Origin of the sequence: Rathayibacter caricis DSM 15933 (genome assembly GCF_003044275.1) — a bacterium.
Taxonomy (GTDB): Bacteria; Actinomycetota; Actinomycetes; order Actinomycetales; family Microbacteriaceae; genus Rathayibacter; species Rathayibacter caricis.
Window position 1 is genome coordinate 1,495,609 of sequence record NZ_PZPL01000001.1, and the last position, 26,256, is coordinate 1,521,864.

Sequence of the window (26,256 nt, forward strand, 5' to 3'; positions counted from 1 at the left end):
CTCGTCCTGCTACTTGATCGAGCCGCGCATCACTCCGCTGACCACCCAGCGCTGGGCGAACAGGTAGACGATCAGCAGCGGGGCCATCGCCATGAGGTAGGACGCGAAGGCGACCGTGTAGTTCGTGTTGAACTGCCCCTGGAAGACGTACTCGGCGAGCGGGAGCGTGCGGGCGGCGGGGTCCGAGAGCACGACGAGCGGCAGGATGAAGTCGTTCCACGCCCAGACGCAGGTCAGGATGCCGACGGTGGCGTTCATCGGTCCGAGCAGCGGGAAGATCACCTGCCAGTAGGTGCGCCAGGTCGACGCCCCGTCGGTGCGCGCCGCCTCCTCGAGCTCGATGGGGATCGAGCGGATGAAGGCCGTGTAGATGAACGTGTTGATCGACAGGCCGAAGACCGCGTAGAGCAGGATCAGGCCGACCTGGTTGTCGAGGCCCAGCAGGGCCGTCTCCTTCACGACCGGCAGCATGATGATCGGGAAGGGCACGAAGACCGCGGCGAGCAGGTAGAAGTAGACGCCCTTGAAGAACGGCTTGTCGAGGTTGCGGGCGACGGCGTACGCGACCATCGAGTTCGAGAAGAGCGTCAGGACGACGGCGCCGACCGTGATCAGCGCCGTGTTCACGAACGCCTGCGGGAACCGGGTCGCGGTCCACGCCTCGGCGAAGTTCCCCCACGAGATCGAGGTCGGCAGCTCGAAGCCGGTGCCGCCGAGCTGGTCCGGCGTCTTCAGCGCTGTGACGACGGCGAAGTAGAGGGGCAGGAGGATCGTCAGCGAGCAGACGGCGATCAGCGCGGTCGCCCACCAGTTGATCCGGTAGGTGTCTCGGGAGGGGCGGCGCTTACCGGTGCCGTCCTGTCCGAGGGCGATGGCGGTGGTGGGAGTGACGGTGGCGGTCATCAGAACGACGCCTCTCTGCGGCTGAGGACCCGGAACTGGATCAGCGAGACCACGATGATGATGAGGAAATACAGGACGGCGTTGGCCGTCTGGTAGGCGTACTCGCCGCCCTGGAAGCCGCCGCGGTAGATGAGCAGCGTGATCGACTCCGTCGAGGTGCCCGGCCCGCCGTTCGTCAGCGCCACGATGTGGTCGAAGACCTGCAGGAAGTTCTTCATCGAGATGACCATGTTGATGGTGAAGAACGAGGCGATCAGGGGGAACGTGATCGAGGTGAACTGGCGCCAGGTCGACGCTCCGTCGAGCGAGGTCGCCTCGTACAGCTCCCCCGGGATCGTCTGCAGACCGGCGAGGTAGATGATGATCGAGAAGGCCGAGGCCTGCCAGACCGCCAGGACCACGATCGCGACCCAGGCCCAGTCCGGGTTCGCGAGGATGTTCTCCCCGATGACGGGGATGCCTCCGAGGATCTGCGGCAGCGAGTTCGCGAAGAGGTACTGGAACACGTACCCGATGACCAGCGTCGAGAGCACGTACGGGATGAAGTAGATGCCCCGGAACGCGGTCTGGAACTTGATCTTCGCGTTCAGCGCGATGGCGATGGCCAGCGAGATGACGTTGACGAGGATCGTCGCCACGATCGCGAAGCCGAAGGTGAAGCCGTAGGCCTTCCAGACCCGGTCGTCCTGGAGGAGGGCGACGTAGTTGGAGAAGCCGATCAGGTCCCACGCGCCGTAGCCGGCGTAGTTCGTGAAGCTGAAGAAGATGCCGGTGAGCACCGGCACGGTGTGCAGCACGAAGAAGAGGAGGACCGCGGGGATCGTCATCCAGTAGAAGGTCTTCGAGGTGCGGCCGATCGTGCGCTTGCGCGGCGAGCGGGGCGGAGTCGTCGCGAGCGTCTGCGCGGGCGCCGTGGTGGTCGTGGTCATGGGCCGGGTCACTTCCTGGTCGTGCGTGCCGCGACTTTGCGCCACTCACTGTCGAGGGTCCGGAGCGCCGCATCGGCGTCCCCGTCGGCGAGGAACGCCTGGAGGGTGGGGTTGAGCGGGATGCTCGCGGGGATCTGGTGGTCGACGAAGCCGATCAGGCGCCCCTCGGCGAAGTACGGCTGCAGCTCGGCGAGGGTCGGGTCGGCGTTGGGCGCGGCGTCGACGAGCGGCGAGTACGCGGCCTGACTGGCGACGTACGGCTCGACGACGCCGGGGGTGAGCAGGTAGTCGACGAAGCGGCGGGCCGCGTCGAGCTTCGGGGTGCCCCGACCGATCGCGATCGCGACGTCGACCCCGGAGGTGACGCGGGTCTCGGCGGGATCGTCGAGCACCGGGTAGGGGAAGACGCCGAGGTCGATGTCGGGGTTGTTCGTGCGGACCGGGTTGATCGCCCAGATGCCCTGCGCGTACATCGCGGCCTCGCCTGCGGCGAAGGCCTGGTTGCCGTCGTCGTAGCCGCGGCCGAAGGCGCCCTCCTGCGTGTACGAGAAGAGGGTGCCGAGGCGCTCCATCGTGCTCGCGTAGTCCTTCGAGAACGAGACGGGCGAGTCGGGGCCGAGGTCCGCTCCCTCCTCCCTCAGCGCCTCGAAGAAGCCCTCGGGCTGGAGCTGCCCGCCGATGGCGTTGAAGGCGGGGGCGCCGGTCCAGTTGTCGAGCAGGGCGCCGTAGAACGGAGTGACGCCCGCGGCGACCAGGGCGTCGCAGACCGCAATCAGCTCGCTCCAGGTCGTCGGCACCTCGAGGCCGTTCTCGGCGAAGATCGTGCGGTTGTAGAGGATGCCGTCGGCGTTGTTCGCGAACGCGAGGGCGTTGATCTCGTCGCCCTCGAAGCTGCCGAGATCGGCGAGGATCTCGAGCGCCGCGGGATTCACCCGGTCGACGAGCTCGTCGCCCGTGAAGTCGTGGAAGACGCCGGCCTTCGCGAGGTCCGCGTAGTAGCCGCTGCCGTTCAGGGTCAGCACGTCGGGGACCTTGTCCTTGACCAGGAGCGTGCGGATCGCCGTGTCCGGGTCGGGCACGTTGTTGGCGATCACGCGGATGTCGGGGTTCGCCGCCTCGAAGTCGCGGATGATACGGGCGAAATCCTCGACCGCCTCGGCCTTGAACTGGAAGAAGTCGAGGGTGGTCACGCCGTCCGCAGCCCCGGGGGAGGCGCAGGAGGCGAGAGCCGCGGCGGAGGCCGCGGCGAGGGGGACGGAGAGGAAGAGTCTCCGGGAGAACCCGGGGGGATCGTGGCGGGGGGTCATGCAGCGCCTCCTTGCGCGGGGGGATGAGATCGAACGCGCTTGCTCACGACGTGATGCCGGCGCGGGGTTCGGCGAACGGTCCGCCGGTGGAGTGGACGATGAAGGCGGATCAGATCGCCGTGACGAGGACGACGACGAGCTGCTCGGGAGCGAGGACGGGCGCCTGCAGGCCGACGGACGCCAGCACTCGTCCGCTGAGGACGGTCTCGCGTTCGGTCCAGGGGAGCGGCGACTGCCCGGGACCGCCGAGGGGCGTGGTGACCGGCGCCAGCCGCACGGAGTAGGCGGCGTCAGGGTCGAGTCCGGGGAGGGTCATGCGTCCCGGCGGGTAGCTCTCGCCGGTGCGCAGCTGGGCGAAGGTGAACAGGGCGGCCGAGTGGTCGGCGGCGACCACGCCCGAGAGCGCGGCCGCATCATCCGCGAGGTCGGCGCGCACGGCGGTGCCGGTGTGCAGCAGTGCGCGGTGCTCGCGGTGGAAGGCGACCCAGGCTGCCAGTTCGTCCTCGACGGCGGGGTCGAGATCCGAGACGTCCCACTCGATGCCGAGATGCCCGGTCAGCGCGGTGCCCGCACGGAACGCGAGCGACTGGGTGCGGCCGGTCGAGTGCGACCGGGGGCCGCCGATGTGCTGCCCCATCAGCTCCGGCGGGACGACGAGCTGCGTGGAGGGCTGGATGGTCTGCCGCTCGAGTGGGTCGATGCAGTCGCTGGTCCAGATCCGGTCGGTCCGAGCGAGGATCCCGAGGTCGACACGGGCGCCTCCGGACGCGCAGGACTCGATCTCCACTCCTGGGTGCCGTGCGCGAAGCTCATCGAGCAGTCGGTAGAGCGCGAGCACGTTCTCGTGCACAGCCGCTCGGCCCGTGGCCGGGGACACCGCCTCGATCAGGTCGCGGTTGTGATCCCACTTGAGGTAGGCGATCGGATACTCGGCCAGCAGCGCATCGAGAGCGTCGAGGATGTGGTCGAACGCACCCTGCTGCGAGAGATCGAGGACCTGCTGCTGCCGTCCCGAGGGCGGCAGATGCCCGGCTGGTCCGAGGATCCACTCCGGGTGCGCGCGCGCCAGCTCGGAGTCGGGGCTGATCATCTCCGGCTCGACCCAGAGGCCGAACTGCATCCCGAGCCCGGTGACGGCGTCGATGATCGGCGAGAGACCCTGGGGCCAGACGTCGGGATCGACGGTCCAGTCGCCGAGGCCGGCGGTGTCGTCGCGCCGACCGAGGAACCAGCCGTCGTCGAGGACGAACCGCTCGACGCCGATCCGCGCGGCGCGCGCGGCGAGGGCGGTGAGACGCCCGAGGTCGTGGTCGAAGTAGACCGCCTCCCAGGTGTTGAGTGTGACCGGTCGCGGAGTCGAGGGGTGCTGCGGTCGCGAACGGACCGATGCGTGGAACCGGGACTGCAGCGCGGTGAGGCCGTCACCCCAGGAGCCGTAGGCGACGGGGGTCTCGTAGCTCTCGCCCTGCGCCAGCTCGACCTCGGCCGGGCGCAGCAGCTCCCCGGCCGCGAGGAACGAGACGCCCTCGACCGTGCGCTCGGCGCGGACGGCGGAGTTCCCGCTCCAGCCGAAGTGGACGCCGTGCACGAGACCGCGCTCCCATCCGAAGCCGGGAGTGCCGACGGCGAGCAGGAGGGTCGCATCCGCTCCGGGGCGTCCGCGCCGCGTCGTGCGGACGTGCTCGCCGATCGTCAGTTCGTGGCGCTGCGGGTGGCGTTCCCGCAGATGGTGACCGGTGGTGTCCAGGATCTCCCGCGCGGTGGCGGGAAGGGGGAAGCCGAGCTCCAGTCGCTCGAGGCGGAAGGGTCGGGCGTCGAGGTTCTCGACCCGGGCCCTCTGGGTGAGCAGACCGGCGGTGTCGACCTCCAGGTCGATCGTCACGCGCACGCCTGCTCCGATCGCGCTGATGCGCAAGGAGGAGCCGATCGACTCGATGCTCATGACGTCGAAACGCTCCGACGCCGTGCTGCGGTCGTGCGTGCCTTCGAACGTCGGCGCGTGCTGCCAGCCGTCGGCTTCGACGGCGACGAGTCCGAGGGGGGCGAAGGCGTCGAGTCCGCCGGACACGCGCTGCGGAAGAGCGGCGTCGACGAGAGAAGTTAGTTCAGTGGAGGAAAGATTCCCGAGCGCGGCACCCCAGTGGACGATCGTCGGGAAGGTCTCGAGCCGGGCGTCGACCACCACGCTCGTGCCGCCGCTCTCCAGGTGGAACAGGCGGGATTCGAGGCCGATCCGGGCGTGGGACTCGTTCGTGGACGCGATGCTGCGGTGCATGCGTTATTTCTATAGCAGAAGTAATAGGGGTGTCAAGGCGATCCGAGCGGTGCTCTTTCTGTGCCGGACCGCCCGCGAGCCGCTACATTCCTGTTGAAACGAAAAGAAGGGGTGCCGTGACCGACACCATCGGGTCCGATGACGGTTCCGGCAGCTCGGCCGAGCTGCTGGCGCGCGAAGTCCTCATCCACGGCCCCATCGCCCGCTCCGACCTGGGGCGCCGTCTCGGGCTCTCACCCGCCAGCCTCACCCGTCTCGCTCGTCCCTTCATCGACGGCGGCCTCTTCGTCGAGGGCCCTGAACTGACCGCGGGCGTCGGCCGACCCGCCCGACCGCTCGACATCAGGGCCGACGCCCTGAGCTTCGTCGGCGTCAAGGTCACCGGCAGCGAGATCCTCGCTGTCCGGACCGATCTGCGCGCCCGGACCGAGGTCGAGTTGGTGCGCGCTCTACCCGGCAGGCGTCCCGAGGAGGTGATCGCGGCGATCACACATGTCGTCGACGAGCTCGGTGGAGCCACCGTCTTCGCAGGTCTGGGCGTGTCCTTGGGTGGCAGCATCGGCGCCGACGGCAGGGTCAGCCGCGCGCCGTTCCTGGGATGGCGCGATGTCGACCTCGCCGGCCCGCTCTCCTCCGCACTCGGCCTCCCGGTCGCCCTCGAGAACGACGTCGTCGCGCTGACCGGCGCTGAGCACTGGTTCGGCAGGGGGCGAGGCATCCCCCATTTCGCCGTCCTCACCGTCGGAGCGGGTGTGGGCTACGGTCTGGTCGTGCACGACCGCGTCGTCGCACCGCCGTCCGCGGGTCTGGGGCTCGGCGGGCACTACCCGCTCGACCCGGGCGGGCCCGTCTGCGAGGCGGGCCATCGCGGCTGCTCGACCGCCATGCTCAGCCTGCCCTCGCTCACCCGGCAGCTCTTCATCGCAACGGGGCGGGAGCTGTCCCTCGCCGAAGGGTTCGCGGCCGCTCGCGACGGCCACGCGGGAGCGGCGAGGATCCTCGAAGACTCCGCGCGCGCGCTGGGGACGATGATCGCCGCCATCGCGAATCTGTCGATGGCGGACACCGTCATCCTCGCCGGCGAGGGGGTCGCCCTCTACACGGAGCAGCCCCAGGTGGTGGACGCGGTGATCGCGGGCACCCGCGACCCCGACGCTGATCCGCTGACGCTGATCGTCGATGACGGAGGGCTCGTCGAATGGGCGAGAGGAGCCGCCGCGACAGCGATCCAGCGCCTGCTGCCGAGGATCGCGCTGGGAACGCTGTAAGCACGCCGAGTGCGCCGTCAGGCGTGGGACTCTGCGGTGGAGGGGGGCGGTGGATGCGGGTGCGGTGGGCCCGCGATCGCGGCGACCCTCGGCGCCGCGCAGCTGCTGCCTCGTCCGCGCTGATCCCGCCATGGCTCCGACCGCTCCGCCACAACCCCCTGGTGCGCGCGGTCGCGCCGCGGTGTCCTGGAGCATGCGCGAAATGAAGTTCGTGAGACTCGTCAGCCGCCTCGAGAACGCCGCCGCTCTGGATCCGCTCGTCGAGCGGGCCCGCGCGGTCGTGAATTCCGTGATCCGCCCCCAGCCCGTGCGCGACGTGATGCACGGCGTCCCGGTGGGGCATCCCGTGCATCCGCTGCTCGTGCTCGTGCCGACCGGCGCGTGGGTGTCGGCCGCGGTCCTGGACCTGCTGCCCGGCAACGACCGCGCGGCGCGCACCCTCGTCGGCCTCGGTGTCGTCAGCGTGCTGCCGACAGCGGCGGCCGGGTGGACGGACTGGTCCGAGCTGCACGAGCAGCAGACGCGGGTCGGCCTCGTGCACGCCTCCGCCAACGTGGTCGCGACGGCGCTCTACGCCGCCTCCTTCGTGCAGCGGGCGCGGGGGCGCCGGACGAGCGGCAAGGTCCTCGGCATGCTCGGGCTCGCCGTCGTCTCGGGCGGCGGCTATCTCGGCGGCCACCTCAGCTACCGGCAGGCGGCGGGCGCGAACCACGCCGAGGACGTGCCGCACCGCTTCCCCTCGGGCTGGCAGGATCTCGGGCCGCTGGACGAGCTGCCCGAGCGCGAGACCGTCGTGAAGGAGGTCGGTGGTGTGCCGCTGCTCGCCTTCCGCCGCGGCGACCGGGTGAGCGTGCTGTCGAACGTCTGCAGCCACCTCTCCGGACCCCTCGACGAGGGTGCCGTCGGCGACCGGTCCGGCGAGGCGTGCGTCTCGTGCCCGTGGCACGGGAGCGTGTTCTCGCTCGACTCGGGCGAGGTGCTCCGCGGCCCGGCCACGTCGCCGCAGCCGAGGTTCGAGACCAGGGTGTCCGACGGCCGCGTCGAGGTGCTGCTGCCGAACGCGGGCTGACGGAGGAGCGCCGCGCCCGGCCGGGGTCGCGGGCCGCGGACGGACGGATTGACCGCTCGCGAGGCGCGATGTTACCGTGAACAAGGCCGGAGGGCCGCGGGGGCGAGCAGGTCGAGGACGACCAGGCGCCCCTCCGCACCAAAGCCTCCCGGCTGTCCGCAGCGCACCGCGTCCCCGCGACGCACCCTCGACGATGGAGTCACCCATGACAGCAGCCCCCTGCCCCACGAGCGTCTGTCCCCGGGTGGTGACGACGTGCTGACGTCCGTGCGCCGCCGCCTCACGGCCGGGCTCCTGATCCTCCTCGCGAGCGTCGTCGCCCTCCCGATGCTCGCCGCCGCTCCGGCCGCGGCGCTCGGGGAGCCGACCTTCACCAACCCGATCGACCCGGACACCGCCGACCCGACGATCGAGTTCCACGACGGCAACTACTACATGGTCGCCACGACCTGGGACAACCGCGTCGTGATGCGGAAGGCCCCGACCCTCGCGGCGCTGGGCACGACGACTCCGGTGACCGTGTACACCGACACCAACCCCGGCCGGAACGCCAACATGTGGGCTCCGGAGCTGCAGCGCCTGAACGGGCCGAACGGGCCCCGCTGGTACCTGATGTACACGATGGGCACCGCCGGCAACTTCGACCGCCAGCACCTGCAGGTCATCGAGAGCGCGGGCGACGACCCGATGGGCCCCTACACCTACAAGGGCCGCCCGATCCCGACCGACGACTGGAACATCGACGGCGCGTACCTCGAGCTGAACGGCGAGCTCTTCATCACCTGGTCGGCGTTCTCGCCCGGGCCGAACCGCCTGCAGAACAACTACATCGCCCGGATGTCGGACCCCTGGACCGCCACCGGACCGCTGAACGTGCTCTCGCAGCCGGTCGAGCCGTGGGAGACCATCGGCGCCCCTGTGAACGAGGGCCCTGTCCCGCTGCAGAAGGACGGCCGCACCTGGATCGTCTACTCGGCGAGCTTCTGCGGCACCGAGGACTACCAGCTCGCCACCCTCGAGTACGACGGCACCGGCGACCCCGTGCTCGCCTCCTCCTGGACCAAGAGCGACGGACCGGTCTTCTCGGAGGCGAACGGCGAGTTCGGCACGGGTCACAACGACTTCTTCGACTCGCCCGACGGCACCGAGACGTGGAACCTCTACCACGCGAACGCCCGCCCCGACGGCGGCTGCTCGCGCGAGCGCTCGGCGCGTGCGCACATCGTCGACTGGACCGCCGAGGGCGAGCCCGACTTCGGGACCCCGCTCGGCACGAGCGCGCAGATCCCCGTCCCCAGCGGCGAGAACGCGCCGATCACGGCCCGCGTCGAAGGCGCTCCGTGGCAGCTCGTCAGCCGCAGCACCGGCCAGTGCGCCACCGTCTCGCCGACCGCGAGCGGCGACGGCGCGGCCGTCGTGCAGGGCTCCTGCTCGACGCCCCGCGCGAACTGGAAGCTCGACAGCACGGGTGACGGATTCGTCCGCCTCGTGAACGCCAGCAGTGGCAAGTCCCTCGGGTCGGTCGGCTGCTCGACGGCCTCGGGCGCGGGGATCCAGCAGTCCTCGTGGCTCGCGACCGGCTGCCAGCAATGGAGCGTGACCCCCGGGACCGGCGGGTACTCGACGCTGACCTCGCGCACGAGCGGCCGACTGCTCGAGGCGTCGGGCACCGCGGTGCGGCAGGCGACGGTGTCGGGTGCGGCTGCGCAGGAGTGGTCGCTCCGACCCTCCGGAGCGGTCGCCGTGAGCTCGTTCGCCACCGGCAAGACGTTCGACCTGCCCGGCTGCTCGACCGCCGACGGCACGGCCCTGCAGCAGCGGGAGTGGACCGGCGCCGCCTGCCAGCGCGTCACGTTCACGCCGACCGGCGCGGGCGACGTCGAGATGCACCCGGTGACGGCAGCGGGCAAGTGCCTCGCGGTCACCGGAGGCTCCACCGCGAACGGCGCGACCGTCACGCAGGGCGCGTGCGGCGTCACCGGGAGCGCCTGGCGCCTCCGTCCGGCGAACGACGGCACCGTCGAGCTGCGCGCCGTGCACAGCGGCAAGGCGCTCGACCTGTTCAACTGCTCGGCCCTCGACGGGACGCTGATCGGCCAGTGGGACGTGCTGAACAACGACTGCCAGCGCTACCGCGTGTCGGTCGGTGCCCCGGAGTCGACGACGCCGCTCACGGTCACCGCGACCACCACCGCACGGTGCATCTCGGGCAAGGCGGTGCTGACCACCACGGTCCGCAACGCCGACGACCTGCCGGCCGACGTGACGGTCGCCTCGGTGTCCGGGACGAAGACCTTCCCGGCGCTGGGCGGCGGGAAGACCGCGACGGCGAGCTTCACGACGCGCCAGGTGGCCCTGCCGGCCGGATCGACGACGGTCACCGCGGCCGGGATCGACGACGCCGGGCGCAAGGCCACAGTGCAGTCCGCGTACGCGGCGCTGACCTGCGGCTAGGCCCGCACCCTCGCTGATCGAGTAGGCCGCTGCGCGGCCTCCCGTCTGCTGATCGATGGCGGCGCGTGCCTTCTTCTTGCTGATCGAGTAGGCCGCGCAGCGGCCGTATCGAGATCCGCGTCCTCTGGAGTCGCGGGTCTCGATACGCCGCTCCGCGGCTACTCGACCAGCAAGGGTGGCGGCCGGAGGCCTTTCCTCTGCTGATCGATGGCGACCGCATGCCTTCCCTCTTGCTGATCGAGTAGGCCGCTCGGCGGCCGTATCGAGATCCGCGTCTTCTGGGGTCGCGGGTCTCGATACGCCGCTCCGCGGCTACTCGACCAGCAAGGGTTCCCCGCTGATCGAGTAGGCCGCTCGGCGGCCGTCTCGAGATCCACCCCCGACACCCCCTCGTGCGAAGGAGCACACCATGACCACCAGCACCAGGCGCGCACCGCTGCGCGCCGCCCTCGCGACGCTCGGGCTGGGGGCGGTGCTGCTCTCGGGCCTCGTCGCCCCTCCGGTCGCCGCCGCGGAGCCCGCGCAGATCCCGCAGTCGGGACTCCTCGCGGAGTACCGCTTCACCCAGGCGACCGGCGCGAGCGTGCCCAACACGGCGGCCTCGGCCGTGGGGCCCGCGCGCGTCGTGAACGGGACCGACTCCCTGTGGACCGGCACGTCGCTCCGTCTCCCCGGCGGCGCCAAGACGAGCGCCGCGCCGTGGGTCGAGCTGCCCGACGACCTGCTGACCGGCCGCTCGTCGGCCACCGTGACGGTCGAGACCCGCGCCGACGCGTCGATGCTCTCGACCTTCCACTTCCTCTGGAACATCGGCAGCGACAGCACGAGCCAGTACTGGTTCGCGTCGGTCCGCGACCGCGTCCGCACGGCGATCACGACGAACGGAGGCGGGGCCGAGAACAACGCGCGCGGCGCCTCGGGCATCGCCGCCGACCGCTGGTACAGCCTCACCTCGGTGATCGACGGCGCGGCCGGCACGATCTCGTTCTTCGTCGACGGCGTGCGCGTGGCCTCGGCACCGACCGCGCTGCGTCCGTCCTCGGTGACGGACCAGTCGCTGAACACCATCGGCCGCGCGCCGTACCCCGACCCCTTCTACAAGGGCGAGGTGTCGACGTTCCGCGTCTACGACCGGGCGCTCACCGGCACCGAGGTCGCCTCGGTCTCGACCGCCGACGCGCAGCTGCACGCGAGCACCTTCGCGCCGCTCGCCTCCGCGGTGCTCGACGGAGTCGCTCCGCTGACCGTCGACGACTCGACCACGAACCTCCCCGACTACGGGGGAGCGGTGACCTGGAGTTCCAGCGACCCCGCCCTGCGGATCGGCGCCGACGGCCGCACCCTGAGCGCCGACCGCCCGGCGGCCGGCCAGCAGGCGCGCACGAGCACCCTGACCGCCACGGCGAGCATCCGCGGAGTCGCCGCCACCCGCCAGATCGCCGTCACCGTCGAGCCGCAGGTCGGCGTCGACACCCCCTACGGCTACCTGATGGTCCACTTCATCGAGGACGCGCAGGGCTACGCCGAGAAGATCTACCTCGACGTCTCGCGCGGCGACGACCCCGAGAAGTGGGACCCGCTGAACGGCGGCAAGCCGATCCTCGCCTCCGACCTCGGAACGACCGGCGTCCGCGACCCCTACCTCACGTACAACCCCGAGACCGAGAAGTACTACATCATCGCCACCGACCTCCGGGTCTTCGGCGGCGACAGCGGCACCGGCTCCTGCACCACCTGGTGCTACTGGACCACCCAGGGCAGCGTGAAGATGAACGTCTGGGAGTCCACCGACCTCGTGTCGTGGAGCGACCTGCGCCAGTTCGACGTGTCACTCGACGACGCCGGGCAGCGGGCCCTCGAGGCCGGAATGATGTGGGCGCCCGAGGCGACCTGGGTCGACGACTTCGACGGGCAGGGGAACGGCTCGTTCGTCCTCTACTGGTCCTCGACCGTCTACCCGACCGCCGCGCACACTCCCGGCACGGGAGCGTCGCGGATCCTCTGGGGCTCGACGACCGACTTCACCCAGGAGACCTACTCCTACGGCGGCACCTTCGTCGACACCGGAGCGGATGTGATCGACACGACGCTGATCCAGGACGGCGGCACCACCTACCGCATCTCGAAGGACAACGGCACCGGACGCGGCATCTACATGGAGTCGACGACCGCCGCCCAGTGGTGGCTGCCGGCGGCACGGTGGACGCCGATCCAGGACCGGATCGGAGCGGTCTGGGCCGGCGGCAACGCGGGCGGAGTCGAAGGACCCGCGGTCTTCAAGGACCACGACGAGGACCGCTGGTACCTGTACGTCGACGTGATCCCCTCGACCGGCTACCGCCCGATGGTCACCACCGACCTCGACGCGGGCTGGACGCAGCTGACCGACCCCGGGTTCTCGATGGCGCCGTCGACCAAGCACGGCGGCATCGTGTCGCTGACCGCGGGGCAGTACGACGAGGTGCGGAAGGCGGATGCGGCGTCCGCCGTGCGCGCCGACCTGGGCGACGTGAGCGTCGCCTCCGGGGCTGCCGCCGACGCGGTCGTCGCCGCGCTTCCCGCTCGGACCGACGTCGTCCTCGCCTACGGGCGCGGCACGGCCTCGCAGCCGATCACCTGGGACACGTCCTCGGTCCGCGCCTCCACTCCCGGCCGCTACGCGGTGACCGGAGTGGTGCGCACGATCGGCGCGAACGAGAACCAGTGGGTGGGCGCCGGCGGATCGACGGCGTGGAACGCGACGGGCAAGGTGCTGTCGAGCTCGACGGCGGTACGCGTCACGGCGACGGTCGTGGTGACGGCGCCCGTCGTGTCCGCGACGCTCACCGCGTCGACCCGCTGCATCGGCGGCAAGGTCGTGGCGACCGGAGTGGTGCGGAACACGGGCACGTCGCCGGCGAGCGTCGTGCTGCGCTCGGCCTGGGGCACGTCGCCCGTGCTGACCGCGGCGCCCGGAGCGGCCGCGACCCACGCCTTCACCACCCGTGCGGTGTCGGTGGCGGCCGGGTCGCTGAGCGCGACCGTGACCGTCGGAGGCGCCTCCACGGTGCTCGAGGCGCCCTACGCGGCGCGCCGCTGCTGAGCGCTGCTCCTCTGCTGATCGAGTAGGCCGCGGAGCGGCCGTATCGAGATCCGCGTCCGCCGGGCTTCTGGTGGATGCGGGTCTCGATATGCCGCTGCGCGGCTGCTCGACCAGCAAGCAGACCCTGCTGATCGAGCAGTCCGCTCGCTTTCTGCTGATCGAGTAGGTCGCGGAGCGGCCGTATCGAGATCCCCGTCCGCCGTGCTTCTGGTGTCCGCGGGTCTCGATACGCCGCGGCGCGGCTAATCGACCAGCGGAAGTCAGCGGCCGATCGGGACGCGGTGCCGTCCGCCGGAGTCATTCAGCGGTGCGGGGGGCCTCGGACGGCGCGGGCTCCTCCGTGACTCGCGAGTCGGTGAGGGAGAGCGAGCCGATCGTCGCGATCAGGCCGACGAGGACGGCGACGGCCAGGTACGCGATCCGCTCGCCGGCGAAGAAGGTCTGGACGAGGTCGGAGCTCCAGGCGCCGGACGGGAGCGTCGTCGTGACCAGCGCGGCGATGAGGGTGCCGACGACGGCCGTGCCGATGCTGGTGCCGACCTCCTGGGAGGTGTCGTTGAGCGCGGCGCCGATGGAGGTGCGGTTCTCGTCCATCGCCTCGATGAGGGCGACCGCGCAGATGGTCATGATCGTCCGCAGGCCGATCGTCAGGAGGACCATCATCGCGGCGATCGCGAGGTAGCCGTGGTCCACCGCCCAGGCCATGCCCAGAAGCGAGCCGACGAGCAGGGCCGTGCCGACGAGGCAGGCGAGGCGGTGGCCTAGGTGCGACGCGAGCCGCTCGGCGATCGGCGTCGCGGCGATCATGGTGACGATGATCGGCAGGTTCGCGATGCCGGCCTGCATCGGGCTCCATCCGTACGCGTACTGGAAGTGCAGGATCAGGCCGAACAGGACGCTGGCGAAGGCGATCGAGGCCGCGAGCTGCGTGAGCGCCGCGCCTCGGACCGGTCCGGTGCCCAGGAGTGCGAGGTCGATCATCGGCGAGGCTGCGCGCCGCTCCCGGAGGACGAAGCCGACGATCGCGGCGACCGTGCCGAGGGCGCAGGCGAGGGTCGCGAGCGAGAGCCAGCCGTCCTGCACGCCGCTGGTGAGGGTGTAGCAGCCGAGTCCGATGGCCGTGACGGTGAGGGCGGCGCCGGGGAGGTCGAGCCGCTCGGAGGTGAGATCCGCGCGCCGGTCGGCCTGCACGCCGACGCGGACGCCGATCCAGGCGAGGAGGGCGATCGGCGCGTTGACGATCAGGAGCCACTGCCAGCTGAGGTGGCTGAGGACCGAGCCGCCCAGGATCGGGCCCAGGACGAATCCGGACATGCCGACGATCATCACGATCGTGATCGAGCGCATGCGCAGTCTCGCGTCGTCGAAGAGGCGGAAGATCAGCGACATCGTGACCGGGGCCATGGCTGCAGCGGCGCCGCCGAGCAGCGCCCGCAGCGCGATGAGCTGGCCGATGTCGGCGACGAGGACGACGGCGAGGCTGATCAGGCCGAAGGCCGCGAGGCCGCTCAGCAGCACTCGGCGGCGGCCGAACCGGTCGGCGGCCGAGCCGGCGATCAGCAGCAGGCCGCCGAAGGTGAGGGAGTAGGCGCCCGTCACCCACTGCAGCCCGGCCGTGCCGCTGTCGAGCGATCGGCCGATCGTGGGCAGGGCGATGGAGAGCAGCGTGTTGTCGACCATCTCGACGAAGAAGGCCAGGCAGAGCGCCGCAAGCGGGAGCGCTGCGGCGCGCAGCGAGGTGTACGCGGGGGGCGTGGTGGGCGTGGCGACGAGCGTGCTCATGATGGACCTCTCGGATCGAACGCCGTACGAGTATCGGACGACGTTCGATAACATAGAACGATGTTCGATACGATGCAACACATGCCTGCAGATCCGACCGAGAAGACCGCGCGAACCACAGCGGCACCCACCCGTGCGCGGGGGCGCGAGCGGGCGTCGCACTCGCTCGACACGGTGCTCGCCGAGGCGATCGCGATCCTCGACGAATCGGGGGAGCCGGCGCTGACCTTCCGGGCGCTGGCGGCGCGGCTCGGCGGAGGAGTGGCGAGCATCTACTGGTACGTGGCGAGCCGCGACGAGCTGCTCGACCTGGCGACCGAGGAGGTGATGGGCCGGGTCCTCGAGGACAGCGAGCCGCTCACCCACGGACCCGATCCCGTGGCGAACCTGCGCGCCCTGGCCCTCGCGCTCTTCGACGAGTTCGTCCGTCGGCCGTGGTTCGGCCAGTTCATGCTCCGCAACAACGGGCTGCAGCCCAACTCGATGGCGATGCACGAGCGGATCGGCCAGCAGCTGATGCGGCTGGACCTGACGCCCCGGCAGCGCTTCCACGCGGCGTCGTCGATCGTGAGCTACGTCGTGGGTGTCGCGATCGACCTCGCGCAGCCGCCGCCGAAGGAGTTCCTCGAGAGCAGACTCGGCCGACTGGAGTTCCTGGCGCAGTTCGCCGACCGCTGGCGCGCACTCGACCCCGAGGCGTTCCCGTTCGCGCACCAGGTCGCGGACGAGATGGCCACGCACGACGACCTCGACGTGTTCCGCTCCGGGCTCGACCTGCTGCTCGACGGACTCCGGCTGCAGGCCGGCCTCGGGCCGTCGTGCTGATCTAGTAGGCCGCGGAGCGGCCGTATCGAGATCCCCGTCCGCCGGGCTTCCGGTGCACGGCCGGCTCGGGATCCGCCGCACCCCGCCGCCGCGCTCGGCGGGCGCCCATCGGGGGGTGGGATGCTGAGCGGATGCCCGCCGCTGGAACGACGCCCCCCTCCTCCCTCGACCGGATGCGCGTGCGCGGCGCCCGCGAGAACAACCTGCAGAGCGTGGACGTCGACCTCCCGCGCGACGCGCTCGTCGCGTTCACCGGCGTCTCCGGCTCGGGGAAGAGCTCGCTCGCGTTCGGCACTCTCTACGCGGAGGCGCAGCGCCGCTACTTCGAGTCGGTCGCGCCCTACGCCCGCCGGTTGATCGACCAGGTCGGCGTGCCCGATGTCGACTCGATCGAGGGACTCCCGCCGGCCGTCGCGCTGCCGCAGCGCCGCTCCGCCGGCTCGGCCCGCTCCACCCTCGGCAGCGCGACCACCCTCTCGAGCGTGGTCCGCATGGTCTTCTCGCGTGTCGGCACCTACCCCGAGGGCGCCCCGATGCTCCTCGCCGAGGACTTCTCGGCCAACACGGTGCAGGGCGCGTGCCCGACCTGCCACGGCATCGGCCGCGTCTACGACGTGCCCGACGAGCTGATGGTGCCCGACGACTCGCTGAGCATCCGCGACGGCGCCCTCGCCGCGTGGCCCACGGCGTGGCACGGCAAGCAGCTGCGCGACAGCCTCATCTCGCTCGGGCACGACATCGACGTGCCGTGGCGGACGCTGCCCGTCGACGCGCGCGACTGGATCCTGCACACCGACGAGTCGCCGCAGGTCCCGATCTTCACCGACCGCTCGCCGGCCGATGTGCGGAAGGCCGTCGCGGCGGGGCTCGAGCCGCGCTACATGAGCACGTTCCTCGGAGTGCGGCGCTACGTCCTCGACACCTTCGCCGGCTCCAAGAGCGCCCGGATGCGCGAGCGCGCAGCGACGTTCCTGGTCAGCGTCGCCTGCGGCACCTGTCACGGCCGCAAGCTGAAGCCGGAGGCGCTCGCCGTCACCTTCGAGGGTCACGACATCACCGAGCTCGCCGCGCTCCCGCTCGAAGAGCTCCAGGTGCTCCTCCGGCGCGTGCTCGAGCCCGACTGGATCCCCGCCGGTGCCGCCGCCCCCGCCCCCGAGACGCGGCTGGCCGCGCAGCGCCTGGTCGGCGACCTGATCGCCCGCCTCGCTCCGATCGTCGACCTCGGCCTCGGCTACCTCTCCCTCGACCGGTCGACGCCGACCCTCTCCTCCGGCGAGCTGCAGCGGATGCGGCTGGCCACCCAGGTGCTCTCGCGGCTGTTCGGCGTCGTGTTCGTCCTCGACGAGCCGTCGGCGGGGCTCCATCCGGCCGACACGGAGGCGCTGCTCGGCATCCTCCGCACGCTCCGCGCCACAGGCAACACGGTCTTCTTCGTCGAGCACTCCCTCGACGTCGTGCGCGAGGCCGACTGGATCGTCGACATCGGCCCCGCGGCGGGCACCGGGGGCGGCTCCGTCGTCTACTCGGGGGAGCTCGACGGGCTGCGGCACGTCCCCGACTCGGCGACGCGGCGGTACCTCTTCCCGGACGCCGACTCCGTCGCTCCGCTCAGAGAGCGTCGCCGCTCGTCGCAGAGCATCGAGCTGAGCGGAGTGACGCGCAACACCCTCCGCGATCTCGCGGTCTCGTTCCCGGTGGGTGCCCTGACGGCGGTCACCGGGGTGTCCGGATCGGGAAAGTCCACGCTGGTGAACCAGGCGCTCCCGGATCTGCTGCGCGCGAGCCTGCACGCCGACCTCGCCGAGGACACCTCTCCCGAGGACGACCGCGGGGGAGCGGATCCGCTGCTCGGCCCCGCGGAGGACGTCACGCTCGGCCGGGCGCGGGGACCGGTGGAGCGTCTGCGCCGGGTGGTCCAGGTGAGCCAGACGCCCATCGGGCGCACCTCGCGCTCGAACGTCGCCACCTACACCGGTCTGTTCGACCGCGTGCGAGCGCTCTTCGCCGCGACCCCGGAGGCGAAGCGCCGCCGCTACTCCGCGAGCCGCTTCTCGTTCAACCTGCCCAGCGGACGGTGCCCGGTCTGCAAGGGCGAGGGGACCATGGAGGTGGAGCTGCTGTTCCTGCCGACGGTGGAGGCGCCCTGCTCGGAGTGCGGTGGGACGCGGTACAACTCGGAGACGCTGGAGGTGACGCTCGACGGGCGCTCGATCGCCGACGTCCTCGCGCTGAGCGTCTCGGCGGCGCGCGAGGTGTTCTCGGCGGAGCCCGAGGTGGCGCGGCACCTCGATGCGCTGGTGGACGTCGGCCTCGGGTACGTCGCGCTCGGTCAGCCCGCCCCCGAGCTCTCGGGCGGCGAGGCGCAGCGGGTGAAGCTCGCCTCGGAGCTGCGGCGCGCCCAGCGGGGCGACACCCTCTACCTGCTCGACGAGCCCACGTCGGGACTGCATCCGGCCGACGCCGACCGGCTGCTGACGCACCTGCAGCACCTCGTCGACGCGGGCAACACGGTGATCGTCGTCGAGCACGACATGCGGATCGTCGCCGATGCCGACCACGTCATCGACCTCGGTCCGGGCGCGGGGCGAGCCGGCGGGACGATCGTCGCGACGGGTACCCCGGAGGAGGTCGCCCGAGTGGAGGGCAGCCGCACGGCGCCCTACCTCCGGGCGGCTCTGGAGAAGCGCGGGGCCTGACCGCGGCGGGTCTCGAGACGCCCCTGCGGGGCTACTCGACCAGCGGGGGGGGGGGGGCGTCGAAGGTCTGCTGATCGAGTAGCCCGCGCAGCGGGCGTATCGAGATCCACCCATACCGCCGCGCCCCCTTCGAGCGCGCTCAGCCCGCCCGCCGAAACCTCACCGAAAAGTAATTGTTAACGGTAACATTCGGCACATCCCCGTCCACGGCGCCCCCCCGACGCCCGGACGACGATCTCAACGACGAGAGGCACCACGAATGACGACCAGACGACGGACCCCGATCGCAGTCGCGGCGGTGATGGCGCTCGCGGCAGGACTCCTGTCGGTCGGAGCGCCCGCGAACGCCGCTCCGAGCACCTCGCTCGATGCGAAGAAGGTGCTCGAACTGCCCTTCGACGGCAGCCTGACCGACACCAGCGGCCGCAGCACCCCCACGAGCATGCAGAAGGGCACCGCGGGCTACGCCGCAGGCCTCTCGGGCCAGGCCTTCGCCTTCGACGGCTCCAACGCCGTGAGCCTGGGCACCTCGGCCGCGCTCCAGCCCGCCGACCTCACCGTCTCGTTCTGGTACAACCCGAGCGTCGCCATGACCGGCGAGCAGGTCTTCACCTGGAACAAGACGGCCTACAACTCCGACGGCTGGTACCTCACCTCCGAGGGCGACGGCACTCCGCTGGCGCTCTCGATCGGGCCGTCGACCGGTCAGCCCTACAAGGTCGCCGTCGAGTCCCCGCGCGCCTCCTTCTTCCCGACGAACACCTGGACCCACGTCGTCGCCACCTACGACAAGGCCACCAAGCAGGTCGCCTTCTACCGCAACGGCGTCAAGCAGCCCAGCGCGGTCAAGACCGCGCCGTCCACCTCCGCGTCCGGCGTCCTCGGCTCCGAGGGCACGTCGACCAAGACCATCGGCTTCAACGGCCCGCAGTACAACGGCGCGCACCTGCGCGGCCTGCTCGACGAGTACGTCCTCTACAACGGAGTCGCGACCACGACCGACGTCGTGACGCTCACCAAGGCGGGGAACCCCTCCTTCGACGCCGCAGCGGTCGCGAAGAGCGACCTCGACGCGGTCGCTCTGCCCTCGAGCACCGTCCTCGACTTCCCGGTGCCGACCACCGGAGCCAAGGGCTCCACGTTCTCGTGGACCTCCTCCGACCCCGCGCGGATCGCGATCGACGGCGGCAACGCGGCCGTCACTCCGCCCACCGGCTCCACCCCCTCCTCCGTGACCCTCACCGGCTCGGCGAGCTACGGTGGCAGCGTGCCGGTGACGAAGACCTTCACGGTCCAGGTCCTCCCCGAGGGTCTCGAGAGCTCGATCTACCTGCTCGAGGCCGGTCTCTCCGACGTCGACGTCGAGGACCCGTACCTCGAGAACGGCGAGAAGCAGACCGTCGAGTACCTGCTCAGCCTCGACCCCGAGCGCTTCCTCTACTCCTTCTACCGCGAGGCGGGCCTCGCGCCCACGACGGCCAGCGGGTACGGCGGATGGGAGCGCGACACCAACGTCCGCTTCCAGGGCCACTTCTTCGGCCACTACGTCTCGGCCCTCTCGCAGGCCTACTCCACCGCCGAGGACCCGACCACGAAGGCGACCCTGCTCGCCAAGCTGACCGCCTCGGTGGACGGCCTCAAGCGGGTCCAGGATGCCTACGCGCTCAAGAACCCGACGGACGCGGGCTACGTCTCGCCGTTCCCCGTCTCGTACCTCCCCTCGGGAGCCGACGGACTGCTCGTGCCGTTCTACAACCTGCACAAGGTGCTCGCGGGCCTCCTCGACGCCCAGAAGTACGCCCCCCGCGACGTGTCGGCCAAGGCCCTCACGGTCGCCGACGGCTTCGGCACCTGGATCCGCAACTGGGGCGGCCGCCAGGCCGACCCGACGCTGCTCCTGCGCACCGAGTACGGCGGAATGAACGAGGCGCTCTACAAGCTCTTCGAGATCACCGGCAAGTCCGAGCACAAGCGCGCGGCCGAGTACTTCGACGAGCGGGCCCTGTTCGAGCGCCTCGCGAACAACGAGGACGTGCTCAACGGACTCCACGCGAACACGACGATCCCCAAGCTGATCGGCGCGCTCAAGCGCTACACGGTGTTCACGGACGACCCGGCTCTGTACGCCACGCTGACCGACGCCGAGAAGGCGGACCTCGGCATGTACCGCCGAGCGGCCGAGAACTTCTTCCGCATGGTCGACGAGACGCACACCTACGCCAACGGCGGCAACAGCGAGTCCGAGCACTTCCACGCTCCCGGCACGCTCTACCAGTACGCGACGAGCGGCCGCACCACCGGATACGGCGAGAACTCGACGTCCGAGGGCTGCAACATCTACAACATGCTGAAGCTCTCCCGGGCGCTGTTCCAGGTGACGAAGGACGTGAAGTACGTCGACTTCTACGAGGACGCGTACATCAACGGCATCCTCGCCTCGCAGAACCCCGACACCGGCATGGTCACCTACTTCCAGCCCCAGACCGCCGGCTACGCCAAGGTCTTCGGCAAGGAGCAGGACGAGTTCTGGTGCGACCACGGATCGGGCATCGAGAGCTTCACGAAGCTCGGCGACTCGATCTACTTCGAGGGCGAGCGCACGGTCTACGTGAACCTGTTCCGCTCCTCGGTGCTCAGCTCGCAGGCGTCGAACCTGAAGCTCACGCAGACGGCCGACATCCCCGACACCGACACCGCGACCTACTCGATCGCCGGACTCGACGGCGGCGCCGTCGCCGAGGGGACGACCGTCCGCCTCCGCATCCCCGCCTGGGTCGACGGAACGCCGACCCTCACCGTGAACGGGGCGCCGCGCAGCATCGCCTCGATCACCGAGGGCGGCTACGTCGTCGTCCCCGTCGCGGCCGGTGACACCCTCACCTGGAAGCTCCCGGCGAAGGTCACCGTCTCGGCCGAGACCGAGAACGCGAACTTCGCGGCCTTCAAGTACGGACCCGTGCTGCTCGCGACCGAGCTCAACCGGAACAACGTCGAGGCGTCCTACCCCGCGGGCGTGCTCGTGCAGATGGGCGTCGCCGACAAGTCCGTCAACTCCAGCGTGACCGTCGCCGACGCGAACGCCTGGAAGGCCGGCATCCGGGACAACCTGGTGCGCCTGCCCGACGCGGTGAACAACAACGGCCTGGAGACCATGCGGTTCGGGATGAAGAACGTCGACGCCGCCTCCGCGGCCCGCGTCTTCGAGCCGTACTACAGCCTCTACGACGCCCGGTACGCGACCTACCTGACGCTGATCGCCCCCGACTCCCCGGAGGCGCAGGCGCTGATCCTCAAGGAGAAGCAGCAGCTGCGCACCGAGGAGACGACGATCGACTCGCTCACCTCGTTCGACAACAACAACAGCGAGGCCGACAAGAACTACAAGTACAACCGGTCGAGCGTCGGGACCTGGCGGGGAGAGGGCTACCGCGACGGTGAGCGCTCGCCCGAGGCGTGGTTCCAGTACGACATGATCGTCGACCCGACGCTGCCGAAGAACTACCTCGGCGTCCGCTACTACGGCGGCGACGCGGGACGCACCTTCGACGTCCTCCTCAACGGCGTGAAGCTCAAGACCGAGGTGGTCTCGGGTGCGGCCGGATCGACGAACTGGTACATCCAGTACGACGAGATCCCGAAGGCGGTCCTCGACGGGATCGTCGCGAAGGACAGCTACAAGCGCGACCAGACCGGCAACTACGTGCTCGACGCGAAGGGCCAGAAGGTGCCGGTCGTGACCGTGCGCTTCCAGGGCATCAACACGACCAGCAACGTCGGCGGCGTCTTCGGCGTCTACACGACCGAGTCGACCTCGTTCGGCACGAACGCCGAGCTCGCGAAGATGACGTCGGACGTCGGGACCCTCGCTCCGGCGCTGGCGACCGGCGTGCGCGACTACACGCTCACGGTGCCGGCCTCGACGACGAGCGTCTCGCTCGACCTCGACCCGGCCGTCGCGAGCGGACTGGTCCGCGTGGACGGCGTGCTGATCGACGACACCGAGCTGCGCACCGTGCGCCTGGCCGCGACGGGGACCACGAACGTCGTGATCACCTCCGCCGCCCAGGACCACACGACGACGGCGACCTACCGCCTGGCGATCGTGAAGGCGACCGCCCCGGCGCTGAAGACCACCGTGACCACGTCGTCGCGCTGCGTCACCGGCAAGGTCGTGCTGACGGTGACCGCTCGGAACGACTCGAGCGTCACGACGGGCCTGACCATCGGCTCGCCGTTCGGATCGAAGGCCTTCACGGGCGTCGCTCCGGGCAAGACGGTGACGCACGCATTCACGACGCGCGCGACGTCGATCGCGGCGGGCTCCGTGACGGTCACGGCGACCGGGACGGTGAACGGCTCGCCCGTCACCGCGGCGACGCCGGCGACCTACACGGCGCGCACCTGCTGAGCGCACCGCACTGAACGGCGGCGGCCGTCGGGGGGATCCCCGGCGGCCGCTGTCCGTGCCGCCCGTCGTGACCTCAGGAGGAGTCGTCGATGACCGTGCTGACCCCCGCTCCGCCGCCGCCGGCGAGGAGCCGGCCCCGGCCGCCCCGGATGCTGATCGGAGCGGGGCTGCTCGGCGCGTTCCTCCTGCTGCGCGTGGTTGCTCCGCCGGACGCGGCTCTGACCGACACGGCGCGGGACTTCGCGACGCTGTCGATCAGCATCGTGATCGAGTCGCTGCCGTTCGTCTTCCTCGGCATCCTGCTGTCGATCGCCGTGCAGCTCTGGGTCCCGGAGCGCGTGCTGCTGCGGGTCCTGCCCCGGCGCGCGCTGCCGCGGAGGATCGTGATCTCGCTCCTGGGCGTGCTGCTGCCGGTCTGCGAGTGCGGCAACGTGCCGCTCGCACGCGGGCTGGTCGCGAAGGGGCTGAGCGTGTCGGAGTCGGTGACCTTCCTGCTCGCCGCGCCGATCCTGAACCCGATCACCATCGTGACGACGTACCAGGCCTTCGGCTGGGCCGACGGGATCCTCGTCTCGCGAGTGGTCGGCGGTTTCGTCATCGCGAACCTCGTGGGCTGGCTGCTGAGCCTGCATCCGCGCCCGACCGAGCTGCTCACCCCCGTGTTCCGGGCGGTGTGCGCGGCGGGCGACGCCGCGCACGGCTCGGGAGCGACCCGGGTGCGCCGAGGGCTCTCGACGCTGGCGGAGGAGACCAGCGCGATGCTCCCCGCGCTGTTCGTGGGAGCCGCGATCGCGGGGCTGATCCAGGTCGGCGTCTCGCGCGACCTCCTCACGACGCTGGGCGCGGATCCGCTCTGGTCGGTGCTCGCTCTGATGGTGCTCGCCTTCGTGATCTCGGTCTGCTCGAACGTCGACGCGTTCTTCGTGCTCTCCTTCGGCGGCACGTTCCTGCCCGGGGCGATCGTGGCGTTCCTCGTCTTCGGGCCGATGATCGACATCAAGATGCTGGCGCTGCTGCGCACGACGTTCACGGCGGGGGCGCTGGTGCGGATCACCGCACTCGTGGCGCTGTGCGCCGCGGCACTCGGCCTGGCGGTGAACCTTGCCGCGTGAGCGCCGGCGCGCGGAGGCTCTCGCCGGCCTCGTTCGGCGCTGGCAGGGCGTGGTCCTCAGCCTGATCGCGCTCGCGGCGACCCTGTGGCTGGCCGCGACCGGTCGGCTCGGCCTCTACATCCATCCGCGGTACTTCGTCTTCACGACCGTGCTCGCGGTGATCGCGGCGGTGCTGGTGGTGGTGGCCACGGCGGTCGTGCGAGCGGAGCCGCACACGCACGCGCACGACGGAGGGGACGAGGGCGCGCACGAGCGCACGGGCCGCTCCGCCCTCGTCGCGATCGGCGGGTCCGCGATCGTCCTCGGCGCGCTCGTGGCCCTGCTCGTGCTGCCGCCTGCGACGCTCACCACCGCCACGGCGAGCGCCCGCCAGATGAACACCGGCGCGATCGAGGCGTCGGAGCCGACCGGCGAGTACGCCGACTACACGGTGAAGGACTGGGCGGCGCTGCTGGCGCAGGGCGAGCCGGAGCAGTTCTTCGCGGGCCGCTCCGCGACGGTGAGCGGCTTCGTCACTCCCGACGAAGACGACCCCGAGAACGTGTTTTACGTCGCACGGTTCGTGGTCACCTGCTGTGCGGTCGATGCCCAGCCGGTGGGCGTACCGGTGCACCGGCCGGGCTGGCAGCAGGAGTACGAGGTCGACTCCTGGCTCGAGGTCTCGGGCGGATTCGCGACGAACCCGAGCGCGACCAGCGCCGAGTCGATCGTGCTGGATCCCGACGTCCTCACTCCGATCGCGGAACCGGCGATGCCCTATGTCTACTGAGTCCCGTCCGGCCGTCGGCCCCCCTCCGGAGCCCGTGGACCGGCCGATGCGCCGGTACCGGCTCGTGCTGCGCTCGGCGGTGGGGGTGCTGCTGCTCCTCGTGGCCTCGCTCACGGCGGCGACCACACGCCAGGGACCGCAGGTGACGAGCGTCCAGGTGAGCCCCGAGGGCGTGGTCGAGCGCGACGGGGCCCGGCTGCGCCTGCGGCTCGACCGCCCGGTGAACGGCTCGGTGGCCGAGCGCGTGTCGATCGAGCCGGCCGCCGGATCGGAGGTGACGGTGGTGGGCTCCGAGATCACGATCTCCTTCACCGAGCTGCTGCGCTACGGCACCGAGTACACGGTGACGATCGCGGACGTCCGCTCCCGCACCGGCACGACGTCGGATCTCGTGACGCGGTTCACGACGGCCGAGCCCGAGGTCCTCGCGCTCGAGGCCTCGGCCGACGGGCCGGACCGCATCACCGGCCGGCCGCTCGCCGGCGGCGAGGAGCGGGTGCTCTTCGAAGCCGATTCGGTGTCGGCCTACGCCGTGAGTGGCACGGTGCTGGCCGCGGTCGTGGAGGAGGGCGGCACGGCGCTCCTGGAGACGGTCGACGTCGTCACCGGCGCCCGGCGCTCCGTCCCGATCCCCTCGGCGGTGATCGAGATCCGCGGTTCGTCGTCCGCTCCCCGCATCGGGTACACCGTCGCCACGGTCGACGGACCGGTGCTGCGGACGCTCGACGTCTCGGACCCCGAGGCGGAGCCCGTCGTCGTGGCCCGCGCGGACGGTGCCGAGCTCGCCATCGCGCAGTGGGCCTTCGAGCCCGGATCGACGTCGCTCGCCGCGCTCACCGAGGACGGCGTGCTCCTGCGCGTCGACGCGGGCACGGAGGCGCCGACCGTCCTCGGCGAGCACGGCGAGTTGCGGGGGTTCGTGCCCGGGACGTCCGACCTGGTGGTGTCGGACCCCGGCGGGGGAGCCGTGGTGGATCTGCGCACCGGCCGGGAGGCTCCGCTCGAGATGCCCGCCCGGGTGGACGGCGCGGCGTCGAGCGAGGAGCGGCTGCTCAACGGATCCTCCTACCTGCGGACGGTCACGGACCGCTCGGGAGGCGCCTTCGACGTGTCCAGCGCCGTAGTCCTCTTCGACGGGTACGCCGAGCGGGAGCTGTTCCGGCCCGCGGAGGGAGCGGCCCTCGTCTCGACGTGCCTGTCGCCGAACGGCCAGTACCTGGCGGTGCACACCGCCCCCGCCGGATCGACCGTGGTCGACCGCACCGTGCTGATCGACGTCGAGACCGGCGGGTCGGACCACGTGCTGGCGGGGGCGTCGCTCGACTGGTGCTGATCGCCGCGAGATGCCACTCCGGTACGCGTTCTCCGGCGTGTCGT

The 26,256-nt window shown here is 71.0% G+C and carries 15 protein-coding genes; 10 read left to right on the forward strand and 5 right to left on the reverse strand.

Going from position 1 to position 26,256, the window contains the following annotated elements; translation table 11 throughout:
• Positions 1 to 9: 9 nt before the first annotated feature.
• From C1I63_RS06875 to C1I63_RS06890, 4 genes are all read right to left on the reverse strand, one after another.
• Positions 10 to 903 carry a carbohydrate ABC transporter permease gene (locus C1I63_RS06875; RefSeq protein ID WP_082480923.1) on the reverse strand — a complete coding sequence of 298 codons (894 nt, stop codon included), beginning with the start codon at positions 901 to 903 and terminating at the stop codon, positions 10 to 12.
• Positions 903 to 1,832 carry a carbohydrate ABC transporter permease gene (locus tag C1I63_RS06880; RefSeq protein WP_107574274.1) on the reverse strand — a complete coding sequence of 310 codons (930 nt, stop codon included), beginning with the start codon at positions 1,830 to 1,832 and terminating at the stop codon, positions 903 to 905. The genes C1I63_RS06875 and C1I63_RS06880 overlap by 1 nt, the downstream gene beginning before the upstream one ends.
• Before the next feature lie 8 nt (positions 1,833 to 1,840).
• Positions 1,841 to 3,139, reverse strand: coding sequence for an ABC transporter substrate-binding protein (locus tag C1I63_RS06885; RefSeq protein WP_107574275.1), 1,299 nt, complete (start codon positions 3,137 to 3,139; stop codon positions 1,841 to 1,843).
• A 109-nt stretch (positions 3,140 to 3,248) separates the two neighbouring features.
• Positions 3,249 to 5,414 (reverse strand): alpha-galactosidase, encoded by a 2,166-nt coding sequence (locus C1I63_RS06890; RefSeq protein ID WP_107574276.1) that lies wholly within the window; start codon positions 5,412 to 5,414, stop codon positions 3,249 to 3,251.
• Between the two features lie 116 nt (positions 5,415 to 5,530).
• On the opposite strand from C1I63_RS06890, the gene C1I63_RS06895 reads away from it, so the two are divergent.
• From C1I63_RS06895 to C1I63_RS06910, 4 genes are all read left to right on the forward strand, one after another.
• Positions 5,531 to 6,682, forward strand: coding sequence for an ROK family protein (locus C1I63_RS06895; RefSeq protein WP_107574277.1), 1,152 nt, complete (start codon positions 5,531 to 5,533; stop codon positions 6,680 to 6,682).
• Between the two features lie 193 nt (positions 6,683 to 6,875).
• Complete coding sequence (locus tag C1I63_RS06900; protein ID WP_107574278.1) at positions 6,876 to 7,751, forward strand: Rieske (2Fe-2S) protein; 876 nt, start codon at positions 6,876 to 6,878, stop codon at positions 7,749 to 7,751.
• 255 nt (positions 7,752 to 8,006) lie between these two features.
• Entirely contained in the window at positions 8,007 to 10,205 is a 2,199-nt protein-coding gene (locus tag C1I63_RS06905; RefSeq protein ID WP_211315586.1) for an RICIN domain-containing protein, read from the forward strand.
• 409 nt (positions 10,206 to 10,614) lie between these two features.
• The gene (locus C1I63_RS06910; protein ID WP_107574279.1) at positions 10,615 to 13,287 is read left to right on the forward strand and encodes a LamG-like jellyroll fold domain-containing protein; all 2,673 of its coding nucleotides are present in this window, start codon (positions 10,615 to 10,617) and stop codon (positions 13,285 to 13,287) included.
• Positions 13,288 to 13,584: 297 nt separating this feature from the next.
• Here the strand turns inward: C1I63_RS06910 and C1I63_RS06915 are convergent, their stop codons facing one another.
• A complete protein-coding gene (locus C1I63_RS06915) occupies positions 13,585 to 15,069 on the reverse strand; it encodes an MFS transporter (RefSeq protein WP_107574280.1) in 1,485 nt (494 codons plus the stop codon).
• 81 nt (positions 15,070 to 15,150) lie between these two features.
• Here C1I63_RS06915 and C1I63_RS06920 point away from each other — a divergent pair, with 81 nt between their 5' ends.
• The 6 genes from C1I63_RS06920 (at position 15,151) to C1I63_RS06945 (ending at position 26,212) form a co-directional block, all read left to right on the forward strand.
• On the forward strand, positions 15,151 to 15,894 hold the full coding sequence (locus C1I63_RS06920) for a TetR/AcrR family transcriptional regulator (RefSeq protein WP_107574281.1): 744 nt from the start codon (positions 15,151 to 15,153) through the stop codon (positions 15,892 to 15,894).
• A 131-nt stretch (positions 15,895 to 16,025) separates the two neighbouring features.
• The gene (locus C1I63_RS06925; protein WP_244906999.1) at positions 16,026 to 18,590 is read left to right on the forward strand and encodes an excinuclease ABC subunit UvrA; all 2,565 of its coding nucleotides are present in this window, start codon (positions 16,026 to 16,028) and stop codon (positions 18,588 to 18,590) included.
• Positions 18,591 to 18,849: 259 nt separating this feature from the next.
• Positions 18,850 to 22,998 carry a beta-L-arabinofuranosidase domain-containing protein gene (locus tag C1I63_RS06930; protein WP_107574283.1) on the forward strand — a complete coding sequence of 1,383 codons (4,149 nt, stop codon included), beginning with the start codon at positions 18,850 to 18,852 and terminating at the stop codon, positions 22,996 to 22,998.
• A gap of 89 nt (positions 22,999 to 23,087) precedes the next feature.
• Positions 23,088 to 24,110: a permease gene (locus tag C1I63_RS06935; RefSeq protein ID WP_244907000.1), complete on the forward strand. Its 1,023-nt coding sequence runs from the start codon at positions 23,088 to 23,090 to the stop codon at positions 24,108 to 24,110.
• 49 nt (positions 24,111 to 24,159) lie between these two features.
• Positions 24,160 to 24,879 carry a TIGR03943 family putative permease subunit gene (locus tag C1I63_RS06940; protein WP_211315587.1) on the forward strand — a complete coding sequence of 240 codons (720 nt, stop codon included), beginning with the start codon at positions 24,160 to 24,162 and terminating at the stop codon, positions 24,877 to 24,879.
• A gap of 46 nt (positions 24,880 to 24,925) precedes the next feature.
• A complete protein-coding gene (locus C1I63_RS06945; RefSeq protein ID WP_146168390.1) occupies positions 24,926 to 26,212 on the forward strand; it encodes an Ig-like domain-containing domain in 1,287 nt (428 codons plus the stop codon).
• Positions 26,213 to 26,256 lie beyond the last annotated feature (44 nt).